Here is a 22,746-nt window from a genome sequence, read left to right as displayed (position 1 = left end):
TTCAGTTCCAGGGGGTCGGGTCGGGCACGTCGCACACCGGCTCGACATCCACCGTGCCGAAATCCGCCGGGCCGACGATCTCCAGGTACTCCATGTCCGGCGAGTAGTCGAACAGGTAGTGGCGCACGCCCGGGCGCTGGTGCACGCAATCACCCGCCTTGACCAGCGTGACCTGGTCTTCGTACATGAACTTGGCCCAGCCCTTGGTCATGATGACGATCTGGAAATCCGCCACGTGGCGGTGCCAGCCTGTGCCCTTTTCAGGCGGCAGATCGGGGTTGGCCTTGACCAGATGGGCCACCACCTTGCCGTTGGTGGCATCGCGCACACCCAGGTCGCGGTACAGGAAGAAATCCCGCAAGCCGCCGCCCTCGAACTGCGTGTCCTGCTCGCGGATGTGGGAAAACTTGGTGGAGGTGGTGTCCAGCATGGTGCGTCCTTTCAAGCGTCATGGCCACGCCCGGCGGAGAACGCATCAACCATGCCGCCCCAGCACGGTTCAGGGCTGTCACCCGCGCGGTGCATCCACGGCCCTCAAGGGCAGGCACAATCATGCTTTGCACACCACACCGATGCGCCGCCCTGGGCGCACGCACCACCATGAGCGCCTCTGCCACCCTGACCGACAACGAGATCCACGAGCTCGACGAGCTGCTGGCCCTCGTGCCTGAACCCCATGAGACGCTGGACGCGGTGATCCTGGACGGCTACCTGTGCGGCGTGTTGGTGCAGCCGGTGCTGATCACCACCGAAGAATGGCTGGGCCCGATCTTCGGCACCGAAGGCCTGCCTGAGCCCGGCAAGGGCGAGTGGACGGAAGCCCGCCACAACCGCCTGATGACGCTGATCCAGCGCCGCTACGACGAGCTGCTGCGCGGCGTGCTCGAAGACGGCTGGTTCGATCCGCTGGTGCCGCTGGTCGAAGACGACGACGGCAAGCCGCTCGAAGGCAAGGACGCCCTGGAAGGCCTGGGCTACTGGGTGGCCGGCTTCGAATGGGCCCTGGCCAACTTCCCTCAGTTGGAAGAAGCCGGGCTCTCAGGCGTGCCCGACCTGCTCGATTCGCTGTGGCGCCACCTGCCCGAGCAGGACGAGGTGCAGCAGCAGATGACCAAGGCCCTGGACCAGGAGCACCCGCTCAAGAACCTGGACGCCGCCATCGAAGCCCTGGTGTTCGACGTGGTGGACCTGGCCGAGATCGGCATCGCCGAGCGCCACAAGGTGCAGACCGTGGTGCGCGCCGAACCCAAGGTGGGCCGCAACGACCCTTGCACCTGCGGCAGCGGCAAGAAGTACAAGAACTGCCACGGCGCCAACTGAGTTGAAACTCCAGATCCTGTCCGACCTGCACCTGGAAACCGAGCGTTTCACGCCTGAGCCAGCCCCCGGTGCCGAACTGCTGGTGCTGGCCGGGGATGTGGACAGCACCTGGGCCGGGCTGTCGCTGTTCAAGGACTGGCCGGTGCCCGTGATCTTCGTGCCGGGCAACCACGAGTTCGACCAGCGCGACATCGCCGAAGCGTTGGCCGGTCTGCGCGAGCGCTGTGCACAGCTGGGCCTGCGCATGCTGGAGCGCGACACCTGCATCGTGCAGGGGTCCGATGGCCGGCGCATCCGCTTCGCGGGCACCGTGCGCTGGTGTGATTTCGATCTGTTCGGTGCGGACAAGCGCCTCAAGTCGCAGCGCGCCGCCAGCTACTTCGTGAAAGTGATGCGCGCTACGCGCCAGGGCCAGCCCTTCGACCCCGAAGCCGTGCGCGAAGAGGCCCTGATCTGCCGTGCGTGGTTGGCCGACACGCTGGCACAGCAACCCACGCCGGATGTCCCCTGGGATGCGACCGTGGCCATCACGCACTACGGCCCCAGCCTTCGCAGCGCCGACATGCGCTATGGCGCACAGCCAGGCACGGCCAGCTTCTGCAATGCGGATGACGACCTGTTGCCGCTGGCGGATGCATGGATCCATGGTCATCTGCATTGCAGGCACGACTACACCGTGCCGCATGCTCAAGGCCAGACACGCGTGGTGAGCAATGCCCGCGGGCATGGCTACAAGGGCGAATCGCTGGGACACGACGGGCTGCGCACCATCACTGTTTGATCCGCATCAAGTCAGCCCTGATGAACCCAAGCTGAAGCACGGTAGACTGCAAGCATCCCTCAAGGAGTGTTTGTCACATGAAGATCCTGCTCGCCGTGGACGGCAGTCCCTACACCCGCAAGATGCTGGCCTGGCTGTCGGCCAATGACGATTTCCTGGCTGGCGCCCACCAGTACACCGTGCTGACCGTCACACCCGTGATTCCGCCGCATGCCGCGCGCCTGTTCCAGGCCTCGGAGCTCAAGGCCTATTACGACGACACGGCCGAAGCGGTGTTCAAGCCCATCCGCAAGTTCACGGCGCGGCACAACCTGGCCACGCAATACGTGGGCAAGACAGGCAATGCCGGCGAAGTGATCGCCAAGGTGGCCGACAAGGACAAGTTCGACCTGGTGATCATGGGCTCGCACGGGCAGAGCAGCCTGATGAACCTGGTCACCGGCTCGGTGGCCACGAAGGTGCTGGCCAACAGCAAGGTGCCGGTGCTGCTGGTGCGCTGAAGCCCAAAACGTATCGGACAAACAAAACGGCCTCCCCGTCTTTCGACGGGGAGGCCGTTGTTCATCTGGACAGCCCAGCCCGCAGGGCCAGGCCGAGCAGCAATCAGGCGCGACGGCGACGGGCGGCCATGAAGCCCACCATGCCCAGGCCAGCCAGAGCCATGGCTGCTGTGGAGGCCTCAGGCACTGGCGTCACCGAGCTGAACTTCAGCGTGTCGATGAAGTACGAATCGCCCTTGTATGCAAAGGTGAAGGTCTTGCCGATCAGTGGGGTGCTCGAACCATGGCTGTCCAGCGAGTACGACTTGTTGGCGCCGCCATCGACCTTCAGGCCGAACTGGTTGGAGCCGAAGGGCAGGTCATCCAGATCCCAGTAGGTCAGCTTGACGTCTTGCGTGAAGCTGAAGGTGATGGTTTCGCCAGACCCGAGGCGAGGATCCCAGTTGCTCCAGCTGGCCACACCGAGTTCGCCCAGCACGATGGTCAGGCTGCCCTTGTTGGAGGAAACCGTGAGGTTGCCACCGGCCGTGCCGCTGTAGCTCAGAGTGTTGTGGACGCCGACGATCTCGGAGAAGGTCAGCGTGGTGGTGGCGGCTTGGGCCGAAGCAGAAGCGGCGGCGATGGCCACGGCAGCAGCAAGAGCGCGGATGGACAGTGTCATGAGCAGATCTCCCTAGAGTTGGTAAACGGGTGTCACAAACTGTAGGGATACGTGATTTAGGCCACAACCATCTAAAAGGGGGGAACCCCCATTTGACCGCCTGGACAGGGGGGTGGGTTTGCGTGAATTAGTCACGAACGATCAAAACAACCACTCCATTGATCAAACGAATACCGGTTAACCACCTGACAAAACACGCCAAGTCGATGCCATCGCCCGTCAAATTACCCTTCACTGGCACGCGCATGCCCCCCATGCACCAGCATCTCTTGAGGTTGCCCGCGCTCGCCCCCACCTGATCAACCAATCCCTCCCTAGAATGTTTGCGCTCCTGCCTGGCAACCCCGCCTGGGCGAGCATCCGCCGCGTTCCGCCGGCGCAAGGTGATCCATGTCCGATATCCGCATCCGCGGTGCCCGTCAGCACAACCTCAAGAACCTCGACCTCGACATCCGCACGGGTGAACTCACCGTGGTGACCGGGCCCAGCGGCTCGGGCAAGTCGTCCCTGGTGTTCGACACGCTCTACGCTGAGGGCCAGCGCCGCTACGTGGAGACCTTCAGCGCCTACGCGCGCCAGTTCCTGGACCGCATGGACCGCCCGGCCGTGGACCGCGTGGACGGCGTGCCTCCGGCCATCGCCATCGACCAGAGCAACCCGGTGCGCACCTCGCGCTCCACGGTAGGCACGATGACCGAGCTGAACGACCACCTGAAGCTGCTGTTCGCACGCGGCGCCAGGCTGTTCGACCAGGACACGGGCCTGGAAGTGCGAGAGGACACGCCGCAATCTGTGTTCGACGAGCTGGTGCGGCGCGGGGCCGCCACGCCAGGCGGACGCCGCGTCGTGATCACCTTTGCTGCCGAGTTGCCGGCCAACACCACGCCAGAACAGATGCAGGAATGGCTGTCGGCCAGTGGGTTCTCGCGCATCCAGGCGCAGCGCGTGGTGGTGGCAAGCGCCGTGTCGCCAGCATTGTCTTCGGCCGATGAGGGCAAGGCCCAACCAGCCGCGAAGAAGGCGGCCAAGAAAACCAAGGCCAGCGCAGATGAGCTGCTGGCCAACGAGCGCCTGGTGCTCGACGTGGTGGCCGACCGCTTCCGCATCGGTGCCGACCCCACAGGTGCCGACCTGGACCGCCCCCGTGTGATGGAGGCCCTGGAAGTGGCCTTCAAGCGCGGCGGCGGCCACATCACTGTGTATGCGCTGCCTGAATCCGGCGACACCCTGCCCGATGGCGGCGAGCCGGCGCCCGAGCTGTGGCGCTTCTCCAGCGGGCTGCATTGCCCCGACAGCCACCGCCGCTACAGCACGCCCACGCCCGGCCTGTTCTCGTTTAACTCGGCGGCAGGCGCATGCCCGCACTGCCGTGGCTTCGGCCGCGTGATCGGCGTCGACTGGGGCCTGGTGATCCCCGATGGGCGCAAGACGCTGCGCTCGGGCGCGGTCAAGCCCATGCAGACACCCGCCTGGGCCGAGAGCCAGGCCGACCTGCTCAAGTACGCAGGCGATGCCGGCGTGCCCCGCGACACGGCCTGGAACCAGCTCAGTCCCGAGCACAAGGCCTGGGTGATCGATGGCGACCCGGCCTGGAAGGGCAACTGGAACAAGCAGTGGTACGGCATCAAGCGCTTCTTCGAGTACCTCGAGAGCAAGGCCTACAAGATGCACATCCGCGTGCTGCTGTCCAAGTACCGCAGCTACACGACCTGCCCGGTGTGTGATGGCGCGCGCCTGCAGATCGAATCGCTGCTGTGGCGCCTGGGCAGCCGCGAAGACGCCGATGCCGTGCTGGCGCCGCAGCGCCGCATGGCCCCCAAGGGCGCAGCCCTGCCCCGCGAGGTGCTCGAAGCCTTGCCCGGCCTGAACCTGCACGATGTGATGCTGCTGCCACTCAAGCAGCTGCAGCGCTTCTTCGCCTTTGTGACCCTGCCCAGCCAGGTGCACGACGAGGCCCTGCAACTGCTGCTGGATGAAATCCGCACGCGCCTGAAGTACCTGGTCGATGTGGGCCTGGGCTATCTGACGCTGGACCGGCAGAGCCGCACCCTCTCGGGCGGCGAGGTGCAGCGCATCAACCTGACCACGGCCCTGGGCACATCCCTTGTCAACACCCTGTTCGTGCTGGACGAGCCCAGCATCGGCCTGCACCCGCGCGACATGGACCGCATCAACGTGGCCATGCAGCGCCTGGTCGATGCCGGCAACACGCTGGTGGTGGTCGAGCACGACCCCGCGGTGATGCTGGCGGCCGACCGCGTGATCGACCTGGGCCCGGGCCCCGGCCATCAGGGTGGACGCATCGTGTTCGACGGCACGCCTGAAGACCTGAAACAGGCCGAGACACTGACCGGCGCCTACCTGGGCGCGCGCCGCACCATCAGCATGGGCACGCGCCGCAAGGTCGAAGAGGGCACGCCCAAGCTGCTGCTGCAGGGCGCGCGCGAGCACAACCTCAAGGACCTCGACATCGAGATCCCGCTGCAGCGCCTGGTAGGCATCACCGGCGTGAGCGGCTCGGGCAAATCTACGCTGGTGCAGGACATCCTGCACCCGGCCCTGCTGCGCCACTTCGGCCAGGCCACCGACAGCCCCGGCGAGCACGACGAGCTGCTGGGCGCCGACTGGCTGAGCGCCGTCAACTTCGTCGACCAATCACCCATCGGCAAGACCGCCCGCTCCAACCCGGCCAGCTACGTGGGCGCTTTTGATGCAGTGCGCACGCTGTTCGCGGTGACGCCGCTGGCGCGCGAGCGCAAGTACACCGCCGGCACCTTCAGCTTCAACGCGGGCAACGGGCGCTGCCCCACCTGCGGCGGCTCGGGCTTCGAGCACGTGGAGATGCAGTTCCTGTCCGACGTGTACCTGCGCTGCCCGGATTGCGACGGCACACGCTTCCGCGCCGAGGTGCGCGAGGTCACCATCGAACGCCTGAGCCGCAAGCTCAGCATTTCCGATGTGCTGGAGCTGACCGTGGCCGAGGCCGTGCGCCTGTTCGGCCAGGACGTGGACGTGGTGCGCGCGCTGCAACCGCTGGCCGACGTGGGCCTGGACTATGTGAAGCTGGGCCAGCCCGTGCCGACGCTGTCGGGCGGGGAGGCGCAACGCCTGAAGCTGGCGGGCCATCTGGTGGAAACCGCTCAGCAGGCCAGCAAGACCGGGCAGAAGGTGGCGCGCAAGGGCACGCTCTTCATGTTCGACGAGCCGACCACCGGCCTGCACTTCGACGACATCGCCAAGCTGATGCGGGCCTTTGCACGGCTGCTTGATGCCGGACATTCCATCGTGCTGATCGAGCACAACCTGGATGTGATCCGCTCGTGCGACTGGCTGATCGAACTGGGCCCCGAAGGGGGCGACGAAGGTGGCCAGCTGGTGGCCTTCGGCGCGCCCGAGCAGGTGCGTTTGGGGCAAACGGCCACTGGTGTGGCGCTGCGCGAATATGAAGATGCGCTGGGCCTGCACGAACCTGGAGGTGCCTTGCTCAAGGCCGCCGAGCGCACGGCCAGCTACGCCTTGAAGGACACGTCGACCGATCCGCAAGACCAGGGCTCGTCCCTGCAGTCGCTGATCAAGGCACGCCGCGAGCGCCGCCGTGAGCTGGCCAACCAGGCCCCGGGCCACGATGCCATCGAGGTCGTCAACGCCCATGAGAACAACCTCAAGGGCCTGAGCGTGCACATCCCGCGCGGCAAGTTCAACGTGGTCACCGGCGTGTCGGGCTCGGGCAAATCGACGCTGGCCTTCGACATCCTCTTCAACGAGGGCCAACGCCGTTATCTTGAATCGCTCAACGCCTACGCTCGCAGCCTGGTGCAGCCCGCGGGCCGGCCTGAGGTCGATGCCGTCTACGGCATCCCGCCGACCGTGGCCATCGAGCAGCGCCTGTCGCGTGGCGGACGCAAGAGCACGGTGGGCACCACCACCGAGGTGCACCACTTCCTGCGGCTGCTGTACGTGAAGCTGGGCGTGCAGCACTGCCCGCATTGCGTCGATGGCGAAGGCCACCACATCCCCGTGCTGCCACAGACGCCAGAGGCCATCGTGGCACAGTGGATGCGTGACTTCCGCGACCAGCACATCGGCCTGCTGGCGCCGCTGGTAGTCAACCGCAAGGGCATCTACACCGAGCTGGCCAAGTGGGCCGGCCAGCGCGGCTTCACGCACCTGCGCGTGGATGGCGAGTTCCTGCCCGTGGCCGGCTGGGGCCAGGCCGGCGGCGCCAAGCTGGACCGCTACCGCGAGCACACCATCGAGCTGCCCGTGGGCGACGTGCTGGTCAGCCCCGAGAACGAAGGCCGCCTGCGCGAACTGCTGACCACCGCGCTGGAGCACGGCAAGGGCGTGGTGCACATCCTCACGCCGCTGGACGGCCTGGCCCACGCGCTGGAGCAGGGCCTGTCCACGCTGCACATCGGCCGCGTGAAGGTGTTCTCCACCGAGCGCTCCTGCCCCAGCTGCGGCACCAGCTTCCCCGAGCTGGACCCACGCCTGTTCAGCTACAACAGCAAGCACGGCTGGTGCCCCGATTGCGTGGGCACGGGCCTGGAGCTCACACGCGACCAGCGCAAGACGCTGGACGATTCGCAGCCCGATGAGAAGGACGCCAACAAGGGCCGCGAGCAGACCTTCGCCGAAGCCGAGGTCGAGGATCTGGAAGACACCGCGTGCAGCACCTGCCACGGTGCCCGCCTGAACCCCACCGCCCTGGCCGTGCGCCTGCTGGGCCCGGGCCGTGGCCAGAACATCGCCGAGCTGTCGGCACTGGCCGTGCGAGATGCGCGCCGCTGGGGTGAGCAGCTCAAGCTCGATGGCCGCGAAGCCACCATCGCGCGCGACATCGTCAGCGAGATCAAGTCACGGCTGAGCTTCATGGAGCAGGTGGGCCTGGGCTACCTCAGCCTGGACCGCGCCGCGCCCACCCTGTCGGGCGGCGAGGCACAGCGCATCCGCCTGTCGGCGCAGCTGGGCTCGAACCTGCAGGGTGTGTGCTATGTGCTGGATGAACCCACCATTGGCCTGCACCCGCGCGACAACCAGCTGCTGCTCGATGCCCTGCACACGCTGGGCAAGGAGGGCAACACCCTGGTGGTGGTCGAGCACGATGAGGACACCATCCGCCGCGCCGAGCACATCATCGACATCGGTCCGGGCGCCGGACAACGGGGCGGCACCGTCGTGGCGCAGGGCACGGTGCAGGACATCATGGCCGCGCCCGATTCCGTCACCGGGCGCTGCCTTCGCAACCCCATCGCGCACCCGCTGGCCGAGCGGCGCCCGCTGGCCGCCGACACCCCACGCCTGACGGTCAACGGTGCGCGCCTGCACAACCTGGACAAGGTGACCGTGCAGGTGCCGCTGCACCGCCTGGTCGCGGTGACGGGTGTGTCGGGCTCGGGCAAATCGACCCTGGCCCGCGACGTGTTGCTGGCCAACGTGCAAAGCGCCGTTGCCATCCCGCCCAAGGAGCGTGGCAAGACCACGCCGCTGTGGGTGGGCTGCGATGGCGTCGAGGGCTGGGGCGCGGTCGACCGCGTGCTCGAGGTCGACCAGACGCCCATCGGCAAGACGCCCCGCTCCTGCCCCGCCACCTACATCGGCTTCTGGGACACCATCCGCAAGCTCTTCGCCGACACGCTCGAAGCGCGTGCACGCGGCTGGGGTCCGGGCCGCTTCAGCTTCAACACCGGCGAGGGCCGCTGCCCCGAGTGCGAAGGCCAGGGCGTGCGCACCATCGAGATGGCCTTCCTGCCCGACGTGAAGGTGCACTGCGACACCTGCAACGGCATGCGCTTCAACGCCGAGACGCTCACTGCCACATGGCGCGGCAAGCACATCGGCGACGTGCTCAAGATGGAGGTGGACGAGGCCGTCGAGTTCTTCGCGACCATGCCCTCCATCGCGCACCCGCTGAAGCTGCTGCAGGACGTGGGCCTGGGCTACCTGACCTTGGGCCAGCCCTCACCCACACTGTCGGGCGGCGAAGCGCAGCGCATCAAGCTGGTAACCGAGCTCAGCAAGGTGCGCGACGACATCACGCGCCGCGGCCAGAAGGCACCGCACACGCTGTACGTGCTGGACGAACCCACGGTGGGCCTGCACCTGGCCGATGTGGAGAAGCTGATCCACGTGCTGCACCGGCTGGTGGGCGGCGGCCACAGCGTGATCGTGATCGAGCACGACCTGGACGTGATCGCCGAGGCAGACTGGGTGATCGACATGGGGCCCGAGGGTGGCACAGGCGGTGGCCGCGTGGCCGCAGCAGGCACACCGGAAACACTGGTCAAGGCCGGCACGCACACCGGCGTGGCACTCAAGGGCGTGCTCAACCGCACGGTACGGCCGCAAGGGGTGCCCGCTTAACGCAGGCGTACACGCCGGAAACACACCGGCAACAGAGCGTCCTTAAGGTGCGGTTCAGTGACCTCTCCGTCACAGCCCACCTGAAGGACGCCCCCTTGAACGCCCACCCAGAACACGACCACGACCACGACCACAGCCAGCCTCAGCTGCTGCAGGATCTTCAGACCCTGACCCGGCACGGGGGCCGACGCCAGATGCTGCGCTGGCTCGGGGCGCTGAGCGCGGCCGGCACGCTGCCTCTGGTGGGCTGTGGCGGCGGTGGCAGCGACAGCGGCACCAACCTCTACAACGACAACACCTCGTCGACCGGAGGCACCACGACCACTACTTCAGGCAGTTGCTCCGTGGTGCCCGAAGAGACCGCAGGCCCCTACCCTGGTGATGGATCCAACACCGCCAACGGCAGCGTGGCCAACGCCCTGGCGCTGAGCGGCATCGTGCGCAGCGACATCACCACCAGCGTGGGTAGCGCATCCGGCACGGCCGCTGGCGTGCCGCTCAAGCTCGTGATCACGCTGACCAACACCAACAACAGCTGCGCCTCGCTCGATGGCTACGCCATCTACCTGTGGCACTGCACGCGCGACGGCAAGTACTCGATGTACTCCAGCGGCGTGACTGGTGAGAACTACCTGCGTGGCGTGCAGCAAACCGACAGCAACGGCCAGGTCACCTTCGAGACCATCTTCCCAGGCTGCTATTCGGGCCGCATGCCGCACATGCACTTCGAGGTCTACCGCGACGCCAACACGGCCACCAGCTACACCAACAAGCTCAAGACCTCGCAGCTGGCCTTTCCGGTGGCCACCTGCCAGACGGTCTACAACAACGCGAGCGGCTACAGCGCCAGCGTGAGCAACCTGGCGGCCATCAGCTTCAACACCGACAACGTGTTCAGCGACGGCGTGACCCAGCAGCTGGTGACCATCAGCGGTGATGTGACCAATGGCTACGAGGCCAGCATCACGGTGTCGATTTCCGTGTGACAAATCACCACCGTCCGGCAAAGCAAGGTCAGCGGTGATTCAAGCAGCCATGGTCGGTGTCGATAAGCACGTAGACCATGAAAAGTGAAAAAATCGCCACCACGCACCGCAGCCCCAAGGCGCGCAGCGCGCCTCGCTCCTTCTGGCACCTCATGTACCAGGTGCCCGTGGTGGCCGGGGCGTCGCATGCGTTCTTCATGCTGCTGTTCTTCATGCTGGGTGCGCCACTGCTGGGTTGGGTAAACCTGGGCAGCGTTGCATTGTTCGGGCTGAGCTACCTGTGCCTGCGCCTGAAGCGAAACATCCTGGCGGTCGGGCTCATCCTGTCAGAGATCGTCGTGCATGCGGCCCTGGCGGTGCGATTCATCGGGTGGGACAGTGGCTTTCACTACTACCTGATCCTCGTCGCACCCATCGTGTTCGTCAGCAGAAGCCGCAGCGGCCCCAAGCTCGTGATCGTGAGCTTGATGCTGACCTGCTACCTGGCCATGGACTGGTTCATGAAAACGCATGGGCCCCTTTATGCGCTGCAGGAGCAGACATTGTCCGCCCTTCGCTACGTGAACGTGACGGTCACCTTTCTTGTGCTGTCCTTCCTCTCCGGGCAGTATTACCGTCTGGTCACGCACGCTGAAAGGCAGTTGCGCGCGCTGGCCACCACCGACCCGCTCACCCACCTGCTCAACCGCCGCAGCTGGCTGGAAGTGGCGGAGTACGAGGTGGTGCAACGCCAGCGGCACCAAGAGCCCCTGGCAGTGGTGCTGGCCGACATCGACCACTTCAAATCCATCAACGACCAACATGGGCACCAGGCCGGTGACCGCCTGCTGCAGGCCGTGAGCGAGGTGTTGCGCAACACCGTGCGCCAGCAGGACAGCGTGGCGCGCTGGGGCGGCGAAGAATTCATGATCCTCATGCCACAAGCCACGCTCGACACGGCACGCACGGTGGCCGAACGTCTGCGCGAAAAGGTATCGGCGCTGAACGTGCCGATCGAAGACCACGCCCCATTGAGCGTCAGCATGACCTTCGGCGTGGCGCTGCACCGCGCCTCGGAAGCCATCGAGGCCCCTGTGCGGCGTGCCGATGCGGCGCTCTACCAGGGCAAGGCGAAAGGGCGCAACCGTGTGGCGATCGAGGACGCGCCCACCTGAAGTTTCACGGCGTTCAGGCTCGAGGCTGCACGCCCAGGGCGTGCGCCCACAAGGCCAGTGTCAGCAGCGAGGCGGCCGTGGTCCACAGGATGATGCGCGCCACCAGGCCCGTATCAGCCCCTTCGCGTTCTGCCAGCATCGACACGTTGCTGGCAGAAGGCAAGGCTGCGGCCATCGTCAGCACCAACAGGCCCGAGGCCGGCACGGCCAGACCCACCTGGGCTTCAAACACGTGGCCCGCACCCCACACCAGGGCCGGGTGCAAGCCTAGCTTGAGCACGGTAAGCAGCCACACGCCCACAGGTGGCTCGGCCTTGGCCTTGTCTTGTTGCACCTGTGACCGGGCCAGCATCGCACCCAGCGTGAACAAAGCCACCGGTGTGGCCGACTGGGCCAGCAGCCGCAGCACTTCGTCGAGCGCATGCGGCATCACCAGGTGCAGCTCAGCCGCCGCCACGCCCAGGCCCATGGCCCAAAGCAGCGGGTTGCGCAAAGCGCCCTTGAGCGAGGTCAGCACGGCCCGGCCTTCTTCACTGGCCTGGTGCCGATCAGAGTGCGCCCAGGCCAGGCACAGTGAGCTCAGCAGCAGCACGTCGATGATCAGGGTGGCCGCCACCGGCCCGGCGGCCTGAGGGCCCAACAGGCCTGTGAGCAAAGGCAGGCCCAGGAAACCCGTGTTGGGAAAAGCGGTGCTCAAGGCCGCCAACCCGCCGTCGCGGCGGGACAGGCCCCGGCGTGCAGCCCAGTACAGCGCCAGCAGGGCGATCACGAAGCCGCCCACGCCATAGGCCAGCACCAGCCCGAACAGGCCAGACTGATGCAAGGCTCCGCTGGCCGCCAGGCGGAACACCATGGCCGATAGTCCGAAATACAGCACGAAACTGTTCAACGCCCCGATGCCCACCAGCGGCAGCACACCGCGGCGGGCCGCGCCCCAGCCCATCAGCACCAGCGCGAAAAAGGGCACGAACAACAGCAGCAGATCCGTCATGGGGCCGCATTGTCCCCCTTCAGCGGAGCGGTGTCAGCGTATGGTGGCGCGCAAGGCCTGCGCCAGGCGGGCGCGGTCCATGTCGTCGCTGATCTTGCGGGCGTTGACCATCAGCTCGCACTTGTCCAGCACAGCGATGGTCTTGTCGGCCTCGGTGTTGATCTCGCCCACGTGCTTGAGCAGCAGCTCGTTGCAGCCCTTCTGGAACTGATCTCGGATGTCCAGTGGCAGGCCCAGGAAGGCGTTCTGGACCTGGTCGAACGCCTCCTTGGGGCCGCCGTTGATCACGGTGATGCCCTGGCGCCATTCGCGCAGCTTCACGTCCATGCCCACGCGGATGATGCCCTCGGTGGTCACGATCCACTTGTTGGGCTCCAGCAGGGCCTGCTCCGTCTCGCTGTTGAGGCCGCCCAGGAAGCGGCCGTCGTAGGCACGGTAGAAGTCGTCGAAGGCCTTTTCAGTGCCAGCGCGGCGGGCATCGAAGGCATCCTTCAGGCTGCGGCGCAAATCTGACCAATCCCGCTTCATGCCATCGGTGGCCAGCGAGGACTCGATGCCGTCCATCGCGGACAGCGCGGCACTGTGCACGGCGCGCATGCCCTCTAGGTTGCAGACATCGAGGAACTTGTCGACCTGGTCGCGGATGCCGCCGAAGGACACGATGATCACGCCCTCGTTGTCGAGCTGGGCCTTGAAGGCGGCCATGCGCGAGTCGTAGGCGCCCTGGATGAGCGGGCTCAAGCCCTTGCACAGATCTCCCAGATAGCCGGTCACCAGTTTGGTGTCCTTGTCCAGCACCGTGGTGGCGCGGTACTGGATCAGCCCGCCCAGGTTCATCGAACGGATGCGGTTGATCCAGTCCATGATCTCGCTGAACGGCAGGCCCAGGTCCACGCCCAGCTGGGTGATGTCGGCCACGTTGTTGGCCCAAGAGGCGATCTTCATCAGGCCTTCGACCACGTTGCGCGGCACGCCGGCGCCGACCAGTGTTTCCTTGGCATGGTCGGTGATCGAGGCGAAGAAGCTTTTCCAGGTTTCGCGCAGCGCCACCACGCCGGTGCCGGCCTGCAGCCAGCAGGGCATGGCCTCGGCCAGCGAGCGCTCCAGCAGGTCTTTCAGATCCTGCGCGGCGCGCTGCTCGGCATCCTCCACCTTCTGGTCTTCCTCGCTGAGGTTCTGCCATTTCTTGTCGAGCACGCCGATGAGCTCGCGCACGAGCTTGCCGTCGTTGACCATCCTGTCGCGCGCCTCGGCCAGGTTGAGCCTGCCCAGGTGGGCCCAGAAGACGAACTCGCCGAAGCTCGCCTGCTCGCTCCAGTGCACGGCCAGGTCACTGGGTTCCGACAGGCCGTCGAGCATGGCGTCGAGCTTGTCGGTGGCGGCGCGTGTCATGTCGCGGAACTTGCCGGTGTATTCATCGGCCAGGAACTCGGTGCTGTCGTCGGCGATGAAGGTCTGCATCATCGTGAGCGCACCATCACGGGCGGTGAGGTAGTCCTCCAGCACGCCTGCCAGGCGCATGGATTCGCTGGCACCCAGTTGCGACTGGATGGCGGCGAGCGATTCGCGCAGTTCGCGTCGGCGGCCGTCGAAGGATGGCATGGTGTCTCCCTGGCAGGTCAGATGGCTTGCAGGCTGGTGACGCGCCAGGGGCCAAGCGGCTGGCCCGGCAGGCCGATGCGCTGCAACGTCCACCAGCGGTTCACGGTGACATCGCTGAAAGGCCGGTAGACACCATCGAACAGGCCGATGTGCTGCATCTCCACCTTGACTTCCTCCAGCCGCAACTGGCCCGGATAGGCATCGCCCGGAAAGATGACGCGGACATCGTCCACCCACACGGGCCTCAGGTCATGCACGCGCTCCATGATGCGGCGCCGCGCCTCTTCGAAATAGCGTGCGGGCTGCTCCACGGCGTTGGCCTTGAACTGCGGGCGGCCATCGGGCAAGGCGCCCACCGCCCAGGTGGCGAACAGCGAGATCCACAGGTCCTGGTCGGCGGCCTTGAGCGCGCGCACCATGGCCTCCAGCACCTCGGTCGGGCTGGCGGTGTCGGGGGGCGCGGCCCCGCCCTGATCACGCAAGGCGTCTTCACCGGCAAAGCGGGCCACGCCGTCCACCGCCTTGCGCAGGTCGACGAACATGGCACCGCCGATCAAGGCGGCCACGGGTGTCAGGCGCAGGCCGAAATGCGCGCGCTCGCCCACCACCAACTGCCCGGGCTGTGCATCAACCTGGCCGACCAGCTCGTAGCGCTCGTCGATGCTGGGCACCACCAGGCGGCGGTAGCGGGCCAGGGCGTCCATCATCCACACCGCCTGATCGCTTTCTGCATCGGCAAAATACCAGCCTTCACGCGGGTTGCCGGCCACGAACCAGGTGCGCCCGGCCTCCCCCACCCAGTCGCGGTTGCGCAGCGGCGGCAAGGTGGCGTAGCGGCCCACCACGGCGTCGCGCCGGCCGTGGATGGGGTGCTCCGCCGGGAACAGGGGCGTGATGCTGCGGTCGGCCAGTTCGGCCCGCAGTGCCGTCCACGCGGCCTGGGCCTGCTGGCGGATCTCGTCGGCACGCTGCTCGCCTTGCGCACGGTAGTCCATGGCGCCTTCGGGCAGCGTGATGGCCGGGCCCTGAAGGCGCTCGCGCATGGCCTCGAAATCCTGCTGCACCGCATCGGCAAAAGGGCTGGGGTACTTTTGCGCCAGCAGCCGCACACGAGGTTCCTGTGCCAACAGGTTGCCCAACTCGTAAGATGAGGTGAGCGACAGCGCGTAGAGCGGGTCGTCCAGCACCGCGCTGGCCGACTTGGCAAAGGCTTCGGCCCAGGGGCCCCAGCCGCGGTCGAAGCCATCGTTCTCGTACATCTCCGGGGGGCCGCCCGGGCCCAGCAGGATGCGGTTGTCGGCGGTGCGCACGTTGGGCCTGGGGCGCAATGCGCCGGTCACGTCCAGCGTCTGCCAGCCTTGGCCTGGTGTGGCCCGCCGCATCACTGTCAGCGTGACGGGGGTGCCATCATGCGCACCGGCCTTGGCCCAGCGCAGGGCTTCGCTGTAGGTGCCGATGGCCTGCTGCATCTCGGCAGGCGTGGCCTGGGCGTTGACCGGCTCACCATCGACCGCCACGATGCGGTCGCCCACACGCAAGCCACTGCCGCGCAGGCCGCTGAACCAGCCGATCTGGGTGACGCGCAAGCAGGCCGGTGTGGCCTCCAGCATGGGCACGGTCAGCAGACCGGTACTGACCTCCGCCGGCGGGGCGCCGGTCGTGTCGGGCGAAGCAGGCGCCATGGCTTTGTGGTTGGGTGAACGTGCGGCAATGCACCGTCCGGATGGTAGAGCCCACCCGATCCCACCGGACCACAGACACGCACCTAGGCTGTGGGATTGACCTACTGGGCCTGCTGCTTCTTCTCTTTTTCGAACTGCTGCTCAACACGGGCTTTGGCGCGGTTCTGCACGGCATAGCGCTCGATGAAGCTGACCTCGTCCATCAGCTTTTCCGCCCGCTTGGTACACGCATCCACACGCCGGGCCTGCTCTGCCTTGGGCAGCCTGGCCCAGCGCTGCTCCGACTGCGCCAGCAGGCGGTCGGCTTCGGGCTTGCGCAGCCCCTGCTTGTAGGCCACGCCGATGAAGACGAAGCTGCGTTCGGTGTCTTCCAGGATGGCCTTGTCACGCACCTCGGTCTTGGGCTGCTTGAGGCGTGCTGTGACGCCGGCCTTGTAGGCCGCGGAGCAGTCGGCCGCCTCCGTGAAGAAGGCGGATGGTTCAGCCGATGTCGATGTCGATGTCGATGTCGATGTCGATGTCGATGCCGTGGCCTGTGCCATCGCAGCGCCAGCACACAGCAGCACGCCAGCGGCAAGGAAGCGGGATGAGCGCATGGTGTCGAGAAAAAGTTGACGCCGCGGCGGATGCCGCAGCAGAAACCTACTCTGTCACAACGCCCACGGCCTCGCGGAGGTTGACCAGAACAACCCCAGGCCGCACCGGAAGATCAGACCTTGATGGCCATGAGCTCCTGCAGGCTCTTGAGCACGGTCATCACCTTGGCCTTGACCTGGCCGTCTTCCTTGGGCGGGAAGCCATCGGAAGCGTAGGTCTTCCAGGTGGGCTCGGCCTTCTTGTAGGCCTCGTGGTCGCTCAGGGCCTTGAGGGCCGCAGCCGTGCCGCGCACCTTCTGGTGGAAGCCCTTGGTGGCGTCGCCACGGTAGCTGGCCACGGTGGGGGTGGCCAGCACCTCCTTGGCATACTTCTGCAGGTCGACGAAATTGCCCGTCAAGCCCTTGATGGCCAGGTCCACGTTGCGCTGCAGGCGCGTTTTTTCGTCGGTGAAGTCCTTGATCACCTCGGTCATGAAGGCGCCGTTGTCCTTCAGGCCCATGAAGAGCATGTCGGCTTCTTGCGCCACCAGCGCCGCATGCTTCTGCGACGAGGACGGGATCAGCTTGTTCTTCTTCCACTCGTCGGCGGTCTTCTGGGCCACGTCACGCAGCTTTTGTGCGGCAGCGCGTGCCGGGGCCACGTCCTTGACGAAGGCTGCGCCGGCCTCCTTCAGCTTGGCGGCGGCCTGGCCCGGGGTGAAGACGCCGTTGGCGCGGTCACAGAGCAGCTTGGCGTTGAAGGCCGCCCAGTTGATCTTCTTGAACTCGGCCTGCAGCTTGTCCATGTGTTCGCCGACCCCCGTCTCGCCGGCTCCCTTGGCCAGCAGGCCCTTCTTCTTCTGCCAGTCCTTGTTGGTCAGGGTGACGGGGTACTCGATGGGTTGGGCGGTCATGACAACGGTGTCCTTTGGTTACGGCAGCCCCCATTGTGCGCACACCAAACCAGCGCGTCATCCGGCTGAAAGTACGGGAATCAGTCCGTATTCACCTTCTTTTGACGCCTGCGCGCGACACGCCAGCCCAGCAGCACCGCCAGGATCACCGCGTAGACCAGCACCTCGGCCACGTCGTTCTTGGCCGACTTCTTCCAGTAGAAGTGCAGCAGCCCCAGCACGGCCACGACATAGACCAGGCGGTGCAGTGCCTGCCAACGCTTGCCCCCCAGCGCCTTGATCGCCCGGTTGAACGAGGTCAGCGCCAGCGGCGTCATCAGGATCAGGGCCAGCAGCCCCACCAGGATGAAGTTGCGCTTGAGCACATCGCGCACGATGTCGTCCAGCACCAGGCCCTTGTCCAGCCAGGCATAGGCCAGGAAATGCAGCAGGCCGTAGATGAAGGCGGTGACACCCAGTGCCCTTCGATGACGCAGCAAGGCAGGCAGGCCGAACACATCACGCATGGGTGAGATGGCCAGCGTGAGCCAAAGCCAGCGGATCGTCCAGATCCCCGTGGCATGGATCAGTGCCTCGGCCGGGTTGGCGCCAAGTTGATCGCCGGCCGCCCGCACGAACAGCCATGCCAGCGGCAGCGCGCACAGCAGCCACACCAGGGGCTTGGCCCAGGGCTGGAGCAGCGCCCGGTTCACCGATGCACGCCCCTCCATCAGTAGAACTTCTTGAGGTCCATGCCGGCGTACAGCTGGCCCACCTGAGCCTCGTAGCCATTGAACATCAGGGTGGCCTTGCGCGGCGAGAACAGGCCGCCCTCGCCAATGCGGCGCTCGCTGGCCTGGCTCCAGCGCGGGTGGTCCACCTTCGGGTTCACGTTGGAGTAGAAGCCATATTCGCCGCGGTTGGCCTTGGTCCATGAAGACACCGGCTCTTTCTCGACCAGCCGGATCTTGACGATGGACTTGGCGCTCTTGAAGCCGTACTTCCAGGGCACCACCAGGCGCAACGGCGCGCCGTTCTGGTTGGGCAGCACCTCGCCGTACAGGCCGAAGGCCAACAGGGTCAGGGGGTGCATGGCCTCGTCGATGCGCAGGCCTTCCACGTAGGGCCAGTCCAGCACGCCAGAGCGCACCCCCGGCATCTGCTTCGGGTCGGCCAGGGTGACGAACTCCACGTACTTGGCCCGGCTGGTGGGCTCGGCCCGCTTGATCAGGTTGGACAGCGAGTAGCCCACCCAGGGGATCACCATGGACCAGCCCTCGACACAGCGCAGGCGGTAGATGCGCTCTTCCATCGCCGCCAGCTTGAGCAGGTCGTCCAGGCCCAGTGTGAGGGGCTTGCCCACCTCACCCTCGACGCTGAGCGTCCACGGGCGCGGGCGCAGCGTGTGCGCGTTCTCGGCCGGGTCGTCCTTGCCGGTGCCGAACTCGTAGAAGTTATTGTAGGTGGTGATGTCCTGGTAGGCCGTCAACTTTTCCATGGCGATGGCGCCAGGCACCGCGCTGCGTGCGCCAGGCAGGGCTGCCAGCTTGTTAGGCCGCTTGACAAGACTGCCCTGGGGGCCCTGAGCATGGGCCGGATCGAGCCATGCACCCAGGCCCCCGGTGGCCAGACCTGCCGTGCCCAGCGCCGCCTGCGCCATCCAGGTGCGCCGCGAGGCATACACCGCCTGCGGCGTGATCTCGCTGGCGGTGGGGTGCTGCATGCCGCTGTCGGGGTGCCAGGGGCTGCGAGAAGATCTGATGAAAGCCATGGTCAAAACTCCGCTGTGTCCCCATTGGTCGAACGGGCAGCGCCCACATTACACCGAAGTGCGTGGCGCCGCCCGTTCAGGGACGATCACAGAAGAGATACGCGCAACGCACCCTGGCGGATGCACCCCGCGCCCGCCCCGGTCAGGCCGCTGTCTTCTTGGCCGCCTTCTTGGCCGGCGCCTTGGGGGCGCGCGGCTCGAACTCGAAGCCCACCTTGGCGGCCTTGGCATCCCAGCTCAGGAAAGCCTTGAACTTGCGGCGCGTCTTGTTGGACACGAAGCCATCGAGCAGGTCGGTCTTGCCGGTGGCCAGCAGCTTTTCCATCTGCTCCGGAGCCACGGGCTGCTGCAGGATGATCTTGCCGCTCTTGAAGTTGCAGCTGCCCTGCCCCACGGCGTTCTCGCACACGTAGTTGGCGCCGTACTCGAAGACCTTGCCGCCGCACTTCAGGCAATTGCCCAGCGAGGTCTGCCCGCTGAAATCAACGGCCTCGCCGCCTTCCTCGTCCTTCTTGGCGTCTTCGCCAAAGTCGAACTCCATCTTCCAGTTGTTGGCCTCTTCATCGCGCACCAGGCGCAGCTCGGCCGTGAAGGGCCAGCCCGCCTTGGAGCGGAAGCCTTCGAGCGGGCCCACCTTGTGCACACTCAGCAGCTGTTCCACCTCGGGCAGCTCGAAGCTGCGGCCGGCCGGGATCTTGGTCATCGAGAAGCCGCAGCCCGTGGCCTCGTCCGCCCCACCGCCGTGCTTGCCGGTGCACGTGAAGCGGCGGTAGTTCTCCTTGACCACGCCGCCGCAGTTCGGGCAGGGCGTGCTCAGCGTCGCGTAATCACCAGGGATGGTGTCGCGGTCGTATTCCTTGGCCTTCTGCACCACGCGCTGCGTCATCGCGGCGATCTCGGCCATGAAAGCCTCGCGGCTGAGCTGGCCCTTTTCCATCTCCGAGAGCTTGTGCTCCCAGTTGCCGGTGAGTTCGGGCTTGGTCAGGTCTTCCACGCCCAGGCCGCGCAGCAAGGTCATCAGCTGGAAGGCCTTGGCCGTGGGGATGAGCTCGCGGCCCTCGCGGTACATGTACTTCTCGAGGATCAGGCCTTCGATGATGGCCGCGCGCGTGGCTGGCGTGCCCAGGCCTTTTTCCTGCATGGCGGCCTTGAGCTCTTCGTCGTCGATCAGCTTGCCGGCGCCTTCCATGGCGCTCAGCAGCGTGGCTTCGGAGTAGCGGGCCGGCGGCTTGGTCTTGAGCGCACTGACCGTCACCTCTTCATTGGCCACCTGCTCGCCAGGCTTCACGGCCACCAGGTTGGTGTCGCCGTCTTCGCCCTGCGCTTCCTTGCCGTACACGGCCATCCAGCCCGGCTTGACCAGCACCTTGCCGTTGGTCTGGAAGTGATGCTCGGTGCCGTTGGTCGGCACCTTGGTGATGCGCGTGGTGACCATGAACTCGGCCGACGGGTAGAACACCGCCAGGAAGCGCTTGACGACCATGTCGTAGAGCTTGGCCTCGGCCTCGGTCAGGCTGGTGGGCGCCTGCAGCGTGGGAATGATGGCGAAGTGATCCGACACCTTGGCGTTGTCGAACACGCGCTTGGTGGGCTTGATGTAGCCCTCTTTGAGGGCCTTGGCCGCGTGCGGGGCCAGCTCGCGCAGCGGGCCTGGCAGGTTGCCGTCTGCGATCATGCCGACGGTCTGCTGCACCACGCCCAGGTAGTCCTCGGGCAGCGCGCGCGAATCGGTACGCGGGTAGGTCAGGGCCTTGTGCTTTTCGTACAGGGCCTGGGCCAGGCCCAGCGTGGTCTTGGCGCTGAAGCCGAAGCGCGAGTTGGCCTCGCGCTGCAAGGTGGTCAGGTCATACAGCAGCGGGCTGGCCTGCGTGCTGGGCTTGGCTTCTTCGGTGACGGTACCGGTCTTGCCGCGCACGGCATCGGCGATGGCCTGGGCCTCGGCCGCGCTCCAGACGCGGTCGGCCTTGAACTCGGCCTCGGCCGAGCCCTCGGCGGCGTTCTTGTCCTTCTTGAAGGCCGGATTGAACCACTTGCCATCGTAGCTGCCGGCCTCGGCGCCGAAGCTGCCCTTGATCTCCCAGTAATCACGGAAGACGTGCTTGCGGATCTTCTCTTCGCGCTCGACCACGATGGACAAGGTGGGTGTCTGCACGCGGCCCACGGTGGTGAGGAAGAAACCGCCATCGCGCGAGTTGAAAGCCGTCATGGCCCGCGTGCCGTTGATGCCCACCAGCCAGTCGGCCTCGGAGCGGCAGCGCGCGGCATCGGCCAGCGGCAGCATCTGCTCATCAGAGCGCAGCTTGTCGAAGCCGTCGCGGATGGCCTGCGGCGTCATGCTCTGCAGCCACAGTCGGCGCACGTCCTTGCCCAAACCCTTGGCGCGCGTGGTGGCGGTGCTGTCCTGCGCGTACTGCGCGATCAGGCGGAAGATCAGCTCACCCTCGCGCCCCGCGTCACAGGCGTTGATCAGGGAGGTGACGTCCTTGCGCTTGATCAGCTTGACCAGGGCATTGAGGCGCCCCTTGCTCTTGTCGATGGGGTTGAGATCGAAGTGCGGCGGGATCACTGGGAGGTTGTTGAAGCTCCACTTGCCTCGCTTGACATCGAACTCTTCCGGGGCCTTGATCTCCACCAGGTGGCCCACGGCCGAGCTGACCACGTAGTGCTCGCTCTCGAAGTATTCGTCGTGTTTCTCGAACTTGCCGTCGACCGGCGTGAGCGCACGGACGATGTCCTGCGCGACAGAGGGCTTTTCAGCGATGACCAGGGCTTTGCTCATGGGCGTCTTTATAGCGTCAGTACCGGCCTCCGCACGGCCGGGCAAATACGTTCTTACAATCAGGGCTCTCGCGCGCACGCACGCACATGCATACGTACATGCGCACACGCACGCGCGCGCCCACCAATTCAATGTACCCAATCTTGCCCATGCCGCAAGCCACTCCGAAAAATCCGCCTGCCGCCCGGACGGCCTCCGCCAGTTCCGACGCACCGCAAAGCGGTCGCCGCACCCAGGTGCGTGACTCCGGCGTGCATGGCAAGGGCGTCTACGCCATCCGCCCGCTGCACGCTGGCGACACGGTTCTGGAGTACCGCGGCGAGATCATCACGTGGGAAGAGGCGTTGGACCGCCATCCCCACGATCCCAGCCAGCCCAACCACACGTTCTACTTCCACCTGGACGACGGCCACGTCATCGACGGCAAGCACCAGGGGAATTCGGCCAAGTGGATCAACCACTCGTGCTCGCCCAACCTGGAGGCGGAGCAGGATGGCAACCGCGTCTTCCTCAAGGCCCTGCGCGACATCGCCCCGGGCGAAGAGCTGTTCTTCGACTACGGCCTGGTGATCGACTCGCGCATCACGCCCAGCCTGAAGAAGGACTACGCCTGCTGGTGCGGATCGCCCGATTGCCGCGGCACCATGCTCGCCATCCGCAAGCGCAAGAAGAAGGCCTGAGACCCGCC

At 66.1% G+C, this 22,746-nt stretch carries 17 protein-coding genes; 7 read left to right on the top strand and 10 right to left on the bottom strand.

What is annotated here, in order from left to right; all coding sequences use genetic code 11:
• Nucleotide 1: 1 nt before the first annotated feature.
• Nucleotides 2-430, bottom strand: coding sequence for a cupin domain-containing protein (locus EIP75_RS16575; RefSeq protein ID WP_125244391.1), 429 nt, complete (start codon nucleotides 428-430; stop codon nucleotides 2-4).
• A 170-nt stretch (nucleotides 431-600) separates the two neighbouring features.
• On the opposite strand from EIP75_RS16575, the gene EIP75_RS16570 reads away from it, so the two are divergent.
• The 3 genes from EIP75_RS16570 (at nucleotide 601) to EIP75_RS16560 (ending at nucleotide 2,601) form a co-directional block, all read left to right on the top strand.
• The gene (locus EIP75_RS16570; RefSeq protein ID WP_125244390.1) at nucleotides 601-1,320 is read left to right on the top strand and encodes a UPF0149 family protein; all 720 of its coding nucleotides are present in this window, start codon (nucleotides 601-603) and stop codon (nucleotides 1,318-1,320) included.
• 1 nt (nucleotide 1,321) lies between these two features.
• Complete coding sequence (locus EIP75_RS16565; RefSeq protein WP_125244389.1) at nucleotides 1,322-2,101, top strand: metallophosphoesterase; 780 nt, start codon at nucleotides 1,322-1,324, stop codon at nucleotides 2,099-2,101.
• A gap of 77 nt (nucleotides 2,102-2,178) precedes the next feature.
• Nucleotides 2,179-2,601, top strand: a complete 423-nt coding sequence (locus EIP75_RS16560) for a universal stress protein (protein WP_125244388.1) — start codon at nucleotides 2,179-2,181, stop codon at nucleotides 2,599-2,601.
• A 103-nt stretch (nucleotides 2,602-2,704) separates the two neighbouring features.
• Here EIP75_RS16560 and EIP75_RS16555 read toward each other — a convergent pair whose 3' ends face one another.
• A complete protein-coding gene (locus tag EIP75_RS16555) occupies nucleotides 2,705-3,262 on the bottom strand; it encodes a PEP-CTERM sorting domain-containing protein (RefSeq protein ID WP_125244387.1) in 558 nt (185 codons plus the stop codon).
• A 390-nt stretch (nucleotides 3,263-3,652) separates the two neighbouring features.
• Here EIP75_RS16555 and uvrA point away from each other — a divergent pair, with 390 nt between their 5' ends.
• The 3 genes from uvrA to EIP75_RS16540 all read left to right on the top strand — a co-directional run bounded on the left by uvrA (nucleotide 3,653) and on the right by EIP75_RS16540 (nucleotide 11,765).
• On the top strand, nucleotides 3,653-9,625 hold the full coding sequence (uvrA, locus tag EIP75_RS16550; protein ID WP_125244386.1) for an excinuclease ABC subunit UvrA: 5,973 nt from the start codon (nucleotides 3,653-3,655) through the stop codon (nucleotides 9,623-9,625).
• Between the two features lie 95 nt (nucleotides 9,626-9,720).
• A complete protein-coding gene (locus EIP75_RS16545; RefSeq protein WP_199758621.1) occupies nucleotides 9,721-10,611 on the top strand; it encodes a dioxygenase family protein in 891 nt (296 codons plus the stop codon).
• Nucleotides 10,612-10,688: 77 nt separating this feature from the next.
• On the top strand, nucleotides 10,689-11,765 hold the full coding sequence (locus EIP75_RS16540) for a GGDEF domain-containing protein (protein ID WP_125244385.1): 1,077 nt from the start codon (nucleotides 10,689-10,691) through the stop codon (nucleotides 11,763-11,765).
• Between the two features lie 13 nt (nucleotides 11,766-11,778).
• On the opposite strand, the gene EIP75_RS16535 is transcribed toward EIP75_RS16540, so the two are convergent.
• From EIP75_RS16535 to EIP75_RS16500, 8 genes are all read right to left on the bottom strand, one after another.
• The gene (locus EIP75_RS16535) at nucleotides 11,779-12,756 is read right to left on the bottom strand and encodes an AEC family transporter (protein ID WP_125244384.1); all 978 of its coding nucleotides are present in this window, start codon (nucleotides 12,754-12,756) and stop codon (nucleotides 11,779-11,781) included.
• 33 nt (nucleotides 12,757-12,789) lie between these two features.
• On the bottom strand, nucleotides 12,790-14,358 hold the full coding sequence (locus EIP75_RS16530) for a type 2 periplasmic-binding domain-containing protein (protein WP_125244383.1): 1,569 nt from the start codon (nucleotides 14,356-14,358) through the stop codon (nucleotides 12,790-12,792).
• Nucleotides 14,359-14,375: 17 nt separating this feature from the next.
• On the bottom strand, nucleotides 14,376-16,040 hold the full coding sequence (locus EIP75_RS16525; RefSeq protein ID WP_125244382.1) for a PDZ domain-containing protein: 1,665 nt from the start codon (nucleotides 16,038-16,040) through the stop codon (nucleotides 14,376-14,378).
• Between the two features lie 101 nt (nucleotides 16,041-16,141).
• On the bottom strand, nucleotides 16,142-16,636 hold the full coding sequence (locus tag EIP75_RS16520) for a hypothetical protein (protein ID WP_125244381.1): 495 nt from the start codon (nucleotides 16,634-16,636) through the stop codon (nucleotides 16,142-16,144).
• Nucleotides 16,637-16,749: 113 nt separating this feature from the next.
• The gene (locus EIP75_RS16515) at nucleotides 16,750-17,529 is read right to left on the bottom strand and encodes a hypothetical protein (RefSeq protein ID WP_125244380.1); all 780 of its coding nucleotides are present in this window, start codon (nucleotides 17,527-17,529) and stop codon (nucleotides 16,750-16,752) included.
• Nucleotides 17,530-17,609: 80 nt separating this feature from the next.
• Nucleotides 17,610-18,239 carry a protein-methionine-sulfoxide reductase heme-binding subunit MsrQ gene (gene msrQ, locus EIP75_RS16510; protein WP_125244379.1) on the bottom strand — a complete coding sequence of 210 codons (630 nt, stop codon included), beginning with the start codon at nucleotides 18,237-18,239 and terminating at the stop codon, nucleotides 17,610-17,612.
• Nucleotides 18,239-19,279: a protein-methionine-sulfoxide reductase catalytic subunit MsrP gene (gene msrP / locus EIP75_RS16505; RefSeq protein WP_125244378.1), complete on the bottom strand. Its 1,041-nt coding sequence runs from the start codon at nucleotides 19,277-19,279 to the stop codon at nucleotides 18,239-18,241. The genes msrQ and msrP overlap by 1 nt, the downstream gene beginning before the upstream one ends.
• 142 nt (nucleotides 19,280-19,421) lie before the next feature.
• The gene (locus EIP75_RS16500) at nucleotides 19,422-22,058 is read right to left on the bottom strand and encodes a DNA topoisomerase III (protein WP_125244377.1); all 2,637 of its coding nucleotides are present in this window, start codon (nucleotides 22,056-22,058) and stop codon (nucleotides 19,422-19,424) included.
• Between the two features lie 149 nt (nucleotides 22,059-22,207).
• On the opposite strand from EIP75_RS16500, the gene EIP75_RS16495 reads away from it, so the two are divergent.
• Nucleotides 22,208-22,738 carry an SET domain-containing protein gene (locus tag EIP75_RS16495; protein ID WP_125244376.1) on the top strand — a complete coding sequence of 177 codons (531 nt, stop codon included), beginning with the start codon at nucleotides 22,208-22,210 and terminating at the stop codon, nucleotides 22,736-22,738.
• The last annotated feature ends 8 nt before the right edge of the window (nucleotides 22,739-22,746 follow it).

Source organism: Aquabacterium soli (genome assembly GCF_003933735.1).
Taxonomy (GTDB): Bacteria; Pseudomonadota; Gammaproteobacteria; order Burkholderiales; family Burkholderiaceae_C; genus Aquabacterium; species Aquabacterium soli.
The sequence above is the reverse complement of the archived record's forward strand: the minus strand, read 5'-3'. Positions and strand labels throughout refer to the sequence as shown.